General features: G+C 36.1%; 8 protein-coding genes and 1 rRNA gene. 8 read left to right on the forward strand and 1 reads right to left on the reverse strand.

The window, feature by feature from the left end; genetic code table 11:
• Window positions 1-73: 73 nt before the first annotated feature.
• The 8 genes from DHD80_RS17965 (at window position 74) to DHD80_RS18000 (ending at window position 9,339) form a co-directional block, all read left to right on the forward strand.
• On the forward strand, window positions 74-667 hold the full coding sequence (locus DHD80_RS17965; protein ID WP_251742849.1) for a hypothetical protein: 594 nt from the start codon (window positions 74-76) through the stop codon (window positions 665-667).
• Window positions 668-688: 21 nt separating this feature from the next.
• Window positions 689-1,369, forward strand: a complete 681-nt coding sequence (gene trmD, locus DHD80_RS17970) for a tRNA (guanosine(37)-N1)-methyltransferase TrmD (RefSeq protein WP_251742850.1) — start codon at window positions 689-691, stop codon at window positions 1,367-1,369.
• A gap of 113 nt (window positions 1,370-1,482) precedes the next feature.
• Window positions 1,483-1,833 carry a 50S ribosomal protein L19 gene (rplS, locus tag DHD80_RS17975; protein WP_251742851.1) on the forward strand — a complete coding sequence of 117 codons (351 nt, stop codon included), beginning with the start codon at window positions 1,483-1,485 and terminating at the stop codon, window positions 1,831-1,833.
• 562 nt (window positions 1,834-2,395) lie between these two features.
• Window positions 2,396-4,615 (forward strand): NADP-dependent isocitrate dehydrogenase, encoded by a 2,220-nt coding sequence (locus tag DHD80_RS17980; protein WP_251742852.1) that lies wholly within the window; start codon window positions 2,396-2,398, stop codon window positions 4,613-4,615.
• Between the two features lie 41 nt (window positions 4,616-4,656).
• Window positions 4,657-5,592, forward strand: coding sequence for a glycosyltransferase family 2 protein (locus DHD80_RS17985; protein ID WP_251742853.1), 936 nt, complete (start codon window positions 4,657-4,659; stop codon window positions 5,590-5,592).
• A gap of 399 nt (window positions 5,593-5,991) precedes the next feature.
• Window positions 5,992-8,313: a TonB-dependent receptor gene (locus DHD80_RS17990; RefSeq protein WP_251742854.1), complete on the forward strand. Its 2,322-nt coding sequence runs from the start codon at window positions 5,992-5,994 to the stop codon at window positions 8,311-8,313.
• The gene (locus DHD80_RS17995) at window positions 8,313-9,116 is read left to right on the forward strand and encodes a DUF4249 family protein (RefSeq protein WP_251742855.1); all 804 of its coding nucleotides are present in this window, start codon (window positions 8,313-8,315) and stop codon (window positions 9,114-9,116) included. Before DHD80_RS17990 ends, DHD80_RS17995 begins: the two co-directional genes overlap by 1 nt.
• Before the next feature lies 1 nt (window position 9,117).
• Window positions 9,118-9,339, forward strand: a complete 222-nt coding sequence (locus DHD80_RS18000; protein ID WP_251742856.1) for a DUF6095 family protein — start codon at window positions 9,118-9,120, stop codon at window positions 9,337-9,339.
• Between the two features lie 68 nt (window positions 9,340-9,407).
• Here DHD80_RS18000 and rrf read toward each other — a convergent pair.
• Window positions 9,408-9,510: ribosomal RNA gene (rrf, locus tag DHD80_RS18005) — 5S ribosomal RNA — on the reverse strand; the annotation flags it as partial.

Raw genomic sequence — 9,510 nt, forward strand, 5'->3', positions numbered from 1 at the left:
TTCCGATCATCTGAAATACTAACCATAAAATTCGCTCGTTGATTATCAAACTAAACCAAAGAATCCCCAGGAAATGAAAAACAAAATTTACTATGTAGCTGTTTTTGTTTTTGTAAGTGTATTTCAGATGAATGCTCAGGAAGACAGCCTTGCAACCAAAACCCCTATTCAGGATGAATTTACCACCCTTATTGAAAGCTCAAATAATTATCAGGGCTATAAGGTGGTTGATTATGACAAACTTATTCGGCTTAAAAACACCACGAATACTTACATTAACGATCTAAAAGCCGAAATTAGCACTCAAAAAAGCACTGTTGATCAGCAAAATTCTGAAATACAAAATCTTAAGAATGAGCTAAAAACTACGCAACAAAATCTTCAGGATGTATCTGAGGAGAAAGATGCTTTAATGTTTTTGGGGATGCCATTTTCAAAAGGTGGCTATAAAGCAATGATGTGGGGAATCGTTTTGATCCTGGTGGTCATTCTGGTTATTTTATTTTTCAGATATAGAAGTTCTCATTCTGCCATCCGCGAATCCCGACAAAAATTAGACGAAACCGAAAAAGAATTTGACGTTTATAGAACAAAGGCGCTGGAAAAAGAACAACGCCTGGGAAGGATGCTTCAGGACGAACGCAATAAACAAGGCGGGGTTTCCTAAGATATATTTAATTTTTCAAATATGAGAATAGATATCATTACGGTTGTTCCAGATATACTGAAGAGTCCGTTTGAAGCTTCTATTCTACAAAGGGCCATTGAAAAAGGATTGGTTGAAATTTATCTCCACAATCTTCGGGATTACGTAACCGATAATTATAAACAGGTAGACGATTACCAGTTTGGCGGTGGTGCAGGAATGGTGTTGATGATCGAACCTATAGATAAGTGTATTTCCCAATTAAAAAAGGAAAGAGATTACAACGAAGTGATTTACATGACACCTGATGGCAAAACACTAAACCAGAAAATGGCCAACCGACTTTCCCTACATGAGAACATCATTATTCTTTGCGGACACTATAAAGGTGTAGATCAGCGAGTAAGAGACCAGTTCATTACCAGGGAAATTTCGATAGGCGACTATGTGCTTTCGGGTGGGGAGCTTGGGGCTGCAGTGCTCTGCGATTCCATAATTCGATTAATTCCAGGTGTATTAGGCAATGAGACATCAGCTTTGACCGATAGTTTTCAGGACAACTTACTGGCTCCCCCGGTTTATACCAGACCACAGGAATATAAAGGCTGGGCGGTTCCACAGGTATTAACTTCAGGCAATTTCGGAAAAATTGAAACATGGAGAGAGGAACAGGCTTATAAAAGAACAAAACAACTGAGGCCTGATCTTTTAGAAGAAGATTAAAAAATTCAATATCAACTTGTACAATACGATAAATTAGTTAATTTTGCACTCTCTAAAATAACCTCTGGCGATACACGTGGATGTTGTTTTGGATTTACTTTAAAATAAGAGATATGGAATCTTTAATAAAATTTGTTCAGGACGAGTTCGTTGGAAAAAAGGATTTACCTGAATTTTCAGCTGGTGATACCATCACTGTTTATTATGAAATTACAGAGGGCGCAAAAACAAGAACCCAGTTTTTTAGAGGTGTTGTAATCCAGTTAAGAGGAACAGGAGCTTCTCAAACTTTCACTATTAGAAAGATGAGTGGAACTGTGGGTGTGGAAAGAATTTTTCCTATTAACCTTCCTGCAATCCAAAAAATTGAAGTAAATAAAAGAGGTAAGGTTCGTAGAGCCAGAATTTTCTACTTTAGAGAACTAACCGGTAAGAAAGCCAGGATTAAAGAAGTTAAAAGATAATCCTAACTTATTCAATAATATTAGCTCCCTGTTAGGGGGCTTTTTTTATAAACAATTGTTGATAATTGATGTTCGTAGCCTGTTGAAAACTAAAAGGTTAAAATTTTAGCAGATCTTTTTATTTTTTCTTATCTTAGATATAGAAATTTGAGATAAGAGGACAAAAGGATTCTTATTTCAGAATTTCGTAAAGCCAAGTTCTTTACATACGATTTTTATCTTCTATATAACATTATAGGCCTGCGTTTGTAGGATACGTTTGAAAGTTAAAAATCATTGTGAATTTATTGCTGGATTTTTTCAGGATAAAATCACGGGAAACAATGCACACTGCAAGGTTTAAAATGCTTTGATAATTGTGAGAACGTATTGTTTCTGTAGAAGCCATTTCATTTTATTATTAAGATGAAATGGCTTTTTTTATGCACCTGTTTAAGAAATTTTTACAAGATCCAAACCTCGAAACCATAGGAAAAAAGCCCCAATAATAGTATATTGCAACCTTATTACCTCCCTGATTTATTAGGGTATTTTTTAATTATCTGCAATCAAAAAAAATTGAATGTCACAAAAAGAAAAAATCATTTATACAAAAACAGACGAGGCGCCAATGTTGGCGACTTATTCTTTTCTTCCAATCATTGAGGCTTTTACCAAGGCCGCAGGTGTTAGTCTTGAGACCAGGGATATTTCGCTTGCAGCGAGAATATTATCTCAATTTCCAGATTATCTTGAAAACGATCAAAAAGTTACTGATGATTTAGCGGAATTGGGAGAGCTGGCTAAAAAGCCTGAAGCTAACATTATAAAACTTCCCAATATTAGTGCTTCTGAACCACAGTTGAAAACTGCCATTTCAGAATTACAGGCTAAAGGTTACAACATTCCTGATTATCCCGATAGTCCTTCAGATGATAAGGAAAAACAGATAAAATCAAGATATGACCGAATTAAAGGAAGTGCTGTAAATCCGGTGCTCCGAGAAGGAAATTCCGATCGCAGGGCCCCAAAGGCCGTGAAAAATTTTGCGAAAAAGAACCCACATAGTATGGGAGCCTGGAGTTCAGATTCTAAAACCCACGTTTCCACCATGGAACATGGGGATTTTAGAGCTAATGAAAAATCTTTAACTCTGGAAGGCAGTGATCACCTTATGATCGTTTTTAAAAATGAAAACGGTGACGAAAAAATTCTGAAGAATAATCTTCAGGTTCTGGAAGGCGAAATCATAGACGCGACTACAATGAGCAAGAAGGCGCTTTTAGCATTCCTAAAAGAACAGGTGAAAGATGCCAAACAAAAAAACGTTCTTTTTTCCCTTCATATGAAAGCAACCATGATGAAGGTTTCCGACCCTATTATTTTTGGACATGCAGTTAAAGTATTCTTTGATGATGTCTTTGAAAAATACGGAACGGAATTGAGGGAAGCCGGAGCCGATCCTAATAGTGGTTTGGGAGATGTACTTGCCTCGCTCGATAATCTATCTGAAGCTAAGAAAAAGGAGATTACGACAGCTATAGAAAAAGATATCCTGGATGGCCCTGATTTAGCCATGGTAAATTCAGACAAAGGAATTACCAATCTTCACGTCCCTTCAGATATAATTATCGATGCTTCTATGCCCGCCATGATAAGGACTTCAGGACAAATGTGGAATGCCGAAGGAAAACAACAGGATACTAAAGCAGTGATTCCTGACAGTAGTTATGCAGGATTATACCAGGCTACCATAGATTTTTGCCAGGAACATGGAGCTTTTGACCCAACGACTATGGGAACTGTTCCTAATGTGGGATTGATGGCCCAAAAAGCTGAAGAATATGGCTCTCATGATAAGACTTTTGAGATACCTGGAAATGGTGTGGTAAAGGTTTTAAGTTCTGATGGAGATACGTTGTTAGAGCATTCAGTTGAGCAAGGAGATATTTGGAGAATGTGTCAGGTAAAAGATGCGCCGGTTCAGGATTGGGTAAAGCTGGCTGTAAGCAGGGCGAAAGCAACAGGAACCCCAGCGGTTTTCTGGCTTGATAAGGAAAGGGCCCATGATGCGGAACTGATCAAAAAGGTAAATGAATATTTAACCGAATATGATACCGATGGTCTTGAAATAAAAATTATGTCACCCACAGAAGCGACCAAATATACTCTGGAGCGAGTTAAAGATGGCAAAGACACCATTTCTGTAACAGGGAATGTTCTACGTGATTACCTTACAGATCTTTTTCCCATTCTTGAACTGGGTACAAGCGCAAAAATGCTTTCCATAGTTCCCTTGATGAATGGCGGTGGACTTTTCGAAACTGGTGCGGGGGGATCTGCTCCTAAACATGTGCAGCAATTTATGGAAGAAGGTCATCTAAGATGGGATTCTTTAGGTGAATTTTTAGCACTTGCCGTTTCTTTGGAACATCTTGGAAATAAATATGAGAATGAGAAAGCTTTAACGCTGGCCACAGCTTTGGATAGCGCCACCGAGAAATTTCTGAATGAAGGAAGATCTCCTTCCAGAAAAGTTAATGAACTCGACAACCGGGGAAGTCATTTTTATCTAGCATTATATTGGGCACAAGAGCTGGCAACCCAAAAAACGAATACAGACTTAAATATTTATTTTGAGGGCGTAGCCAAAGCTATGACAGAGAACAAAGAACAAATCCTGCAGGATTTAATAGATGCGCAGGGCTCTCCTGTTGATATTGGAGGTTATTACCTGCCAGATGACCAACTCACTCGTGAAGCGATGAGGCCAAGTGAAAAATTTAATACAATTTTGAAATAATTTATATAGCCGGAATTAATTTCCGGCTTTATTCTTTATGTATGGAAAGTGAATTAGTTTCTATTATTATTCCTACGTACAATCGTGGTGAAATCTTACCTTTCACTTTACAAAGTGTTTTAAAGCAAACCTCTTCTTCATGGGAATGCTTGATAGTTGATGATGGCTCTACAGATGGGACAAAACATCTCATTCAACAATATTTAAAAGATCCCAGATTCATATATATTCAACGACCTACTACCAGAAAAAAAGGTGCTGCCACCTGCCGGAATATTGGCCTTGAAAATGCTAAAGGAAACTTTATACAATATTTAGATTCTGACGATACTATTGCCCAAAACAAAATTGAAGTCCATAGTGAGCTTTTAAAAAATGAAAGTCCGCTGTGTCTTGCCACCTGTAAATGGGGACGGTTTTATGTGAAAAGCAAGAAAGTGGTGGTCCACGAAAAAATGCCCACCTATTTTTCCACGAATAAACCCATGGAGCTTCTCAATATCTTCGGTAATATGTCTAGTTACCTCCCTATACATAATTATTTTATTCCAATTCAATTATCAAATATTGCAGGAAAATGGAATGAAAATCTTTCGAATAATGATGATGGCGAATATTTTACCAGGATATTTCTAAATTGCGATAAAGTAAAATTTACCCGTAGAACCCATGTTCTTTATCGCGCAGGCACTTCAGAAAGGATCAGTAATCTCGAAAATAGAAAAAATATTCAAAGCTATATTTTAGGATGGAAATTAATTGATGAACATTTAGAAATAAGGGGGTATCCTAAACATACTACCGTAAAATATGCTGCCCGTAACTTATTTACCAAATTGAAAGAAACTGTATTCAAAGACCTACTAACAGAACATCAACTCTTTTTTAATAAAAAAAGATCACTTTCTGAACACCTCATTTTAAAATTTTTTGGGAAAGCCAAAATCTGGAAACCATTTCGAAAATTTTCTGCCTAAATCGAATAAAAGTTAAAATTAGCGAAACTCCATAAGTTAGGTAATGGAAATTCTGGCGTTTCCGAAATTTGGACATTCTGGATTGATTTACCCGAAGAATTAAATACATAATTGTACGGGAGTGATAGAAGCCTAATCCTTTTATGGCCTTTTTCGATCCTATCTATGATTGTTCCTTATTTTTAAGCACCCAATTTCACACATCCAGCACTTTGCCCCTTTTGGTTTCCCTAACAATAAGTTCAGGATTATTGTACCGGTTTTCTGAACAGGAAAAAAGAAATTTTGCGGTTTATCACACTTAACAATTTCATATCTTGAACATTTTAAAACTTAAAAAAATATCTCCTGAAATCCTTCAGAATTTTCCTTTTCCTGTACCTACTAAATGCTTCCGCAATGTTTGCGCAGGAAGTATTTACCCTCAGCGGAACTATCAGCGATGCCGCCAGTAATGAAACGTTAATTGGTGTAAATATTCTAATCCCCGAAGAATCTACCGGTGTGGTTACCAACCAGTACGGTTATTTTTCCATCAAACTTCCGCAAGGTAATTATAGGGTTTTGGTATCATATTTAGGTTATCAGTCACAAAGTTTTGAGATCGAATTGACTAAAAATATAAGCAGGGATTTCCAATTGGCTGAAGCTTCTGAAACTCTGGAAGAAGTGGTTATTACAGAAAATATCGAAAAATTGAATATTCGAAAACCTGAAATGAGTATTAACCGGCTCACCGCAGGAACAATAAAAAAACTTCCTGTTGTATTTGGTGAAGCCGATGTGATTAGATCTTTGCTCCTTTTGCCCGGAGTTTCCAATGCTGGTGAAGGTGCTTCCGGATTTAACGTAAGAGGCGGCGCAGTAGACCAAAACCTTATTTTGCTGGATGAAGCGACTATTTTTAACTCCTCGCATTTATTCGGGTTATTCTCTGTTTTTAATCCTGATGCCATCAAAGACCTAACACTGTATAAAGGCGGAATTCCCGCTAAATACGGGGGTAGGGTTTCTTCTGTTTTGGATATTTATCAGAAAGACGGCAATAGTAAAAAATATGAAATAGAAGGTGGAATAGGAGTTATTTCAAGCCGTTTATTAGCTGAAGGCCCTATTAAAAAAGATAATTCTAGTTTTTTAATTGGTGGGCGTAGTTCATATGCCCATTTATTTTTAAAATTTACCGATAACCCCAACCGGGCCTATTTTTACGATCTCAACACAAAGCTGAATTTTAAATTAGATAAGAGCAACAAGTTGCTTTTTTCCGGATACTTTGGTAGAGATGTTTTTAACATCAGTGAAAATTTCGAAAATACTTATGGAAATGCAGTTTTCAACCTACGTTGGAATCATCTGTTTTCAGATAATATTTTCACCAATCTATCTGCGATTTACAGCGATTACTATTATGGGTTGAATCTAAATTTCGTAGGTTTCAATTGGGACAGCGGCATTAAGAATTTGAATTTGAAATATGATTTCAACCATTATTTAAATGATAAAATTCAGTTGAAATACGGCATTCATAATACTTTATATGAATTTAATCCCGGAGAAATAAGACCTATCGATGAAACTTCCGGAATAAATTTTTTCAAATTAACCAACAAATATGCTTTTGAAAATGCTTTTTATCTTTCAGCAGAACAGAAATTTTCTGAGAAATTTTCCGCAGAATATGGCCTGAGGTATAGTACATTTTTAAGATTAGGTCAGGATGGGTTCAATTATTACGAGAACGATCAGCCTGTTTTTTATGACCGCCAACGGGATATTTATCAGGAAGCTGATATTTTAGAAACCAGGAAATTCAAACGAGGTGAAGTTTTAAAAAATTTCAATAATCTTGAACCAAGGGTTTCTTTGGCATATTCCTTAGATGATTCAAAATCGATTAAATTGAGTTATAATCGAATGGCGCAATACCTGCATTTAATTTCCAATACCAGTTCCCCCACGCCTTTAGATGTTTGGACACCTAGCGGAAAATACGTGAAACCCCAATTATTAGATCAATATGCGGTTGGTTATTTTCAGTATTTTAATAATAGTGAGTATAGTATGGAAATTGAAAGTTTTTATAAGAACATTAAAAACCGAATCGATTATATAGATGGCGCAAATTTAATTGCGAATAATGCGATTGAAAGAGTTATTTTAAATGGAGAATCGAGAGCTTACGGCCTTGAGTTTTTATTGAAGAAAAATGAAGGACGATGGAATGGGTGGCTTTCCTATACATTAAGTAAATCTGAACAAAGAACACCCGGTAGAAATTTAGAAGAATCTGGGATTAATAACGGGAATTGGTATAACACTAATTTTGATCGCACGCATGACGTGAGTATTACAGGAAGTTATGACCTGAATAAAAAATGGGAGTTTAATGCTAATTTTATTTTTCAAAGTGGTATTGCTACTACTTTTCCCAATGCTCAATATAAATATGAATATATTACCGTTCCGGTTTATAGTGCGAGAAATAGCGACAGATTGCCTGCTTACCATAGATTAGATATTTCAGCGACCCTCACACCCAAAAATCAGGCAGATAAAAAAATTAAATCTTATTGGAATTTTGGGCTTTACAATGTATACAACCGTAAAAATGCATATTCCATCAGTTTTAGGGAGAATCAGGATACAAATAAAAATGAAGCGGTTAGATTATCCTTATTCGGAATTATTCCTTCGGTAACCTATAATTTTAAATTCTGATGAAAAGATTCGTCCTTATAATAGTTGTTTTCCTGAACTTTTCCTGCGAAGATGTGGTGGAAGTCGACCTTGATGAAACTCAGGGCAGATTGGTAGTTGAAGCTTCAATTCTTTGGAAAAAAGGCACAGCGGGGAATATGCAGGAAATTATTTTAAGTACCACTACCCCATTTTATAAAGATGAAATCCCCTTTGTAAATGATGCTGAAGTTACCATTATAAATACTGATGGGACTGAATTTAAATTCAACTTTGAGGGCAATGGGCGCTACATTTCCGAAAATTTTATTCCTGAATTAAATGAAACTTACTTTCTTGAAATTTATTATAATGCTGAAATTTATAAGGCTGCTGAAGTTTTTAAATCTGTTTCAGAAATTGACAAAATCGAACAAGCAGAAGGCGGGGGTTTTGCTGGCGATGAATATGAATTGAAATTTTATTATACAGACCCTGTAGATACAGAAGATTATTATCTATTTAAATTTTCATTTGAAGACCGGTTAACTTTTGAAATTTATGAAGATGAATTCACCAACGGAAACCAAATTTTTGGCTATTATTCCAATGAAGATTTAGAAAAAGGTTCACTGGTCACAGCAAGTATCCAGGGAATTTCTAAAAATTACTATGAATATTTGTTTATTTTACGATCTCAAGTAGGATCTAACCAGGGAGGCCCATTTGAAACCATGCCTGCTACCGTAAAAGGAAATATAATTAATGAAACCAATCCCGAAAATTATCCCTTAGGGTATTTTAGGTTATCTGAAACTGAAAGATCCAGTTATACAATTGAATAAAATGAAGCATACAAATAAAGAAGTTCTTTATAAAGGTTTAAAATATTTGGCTGCAGCCTTACCATTATCATTAATAGGTCCAACAGTTCTGTATAGCGCATTTAAAAATCAGGACCATCCCCTTTTCTGGGTTGTAATTAGTATTGGATTTTTAGTCTTACTTAGCGCAATTTTCCTGATGTTTAAGGGAATCCTAACCATCGTGAAATCGATGTTCGATTAAAGTTTTATTTCATTTTACGTCATAAAAAAACCCCATCAGGATTAACTGAAGGGGTTTTGATTATAAAAAGAAGGCGGCGACCTACTCTCCCACGAGGTGCAGTACCATCGGCGCTAACGGGCTTAACTTCTCTGTTCGGGATGGGAAGAGGTGAGCCCCGTTGCTATAGCC

It is taken from the genome of Gramella sp. AN32 (genome assembly GCF_023718305.1).
Lineage (GTDB): Bacteria > Bacteroidota > Bacteroidia > Flavobacteriales > Flavobacteriaceae > Christiangramia > Christiangramia antarctica.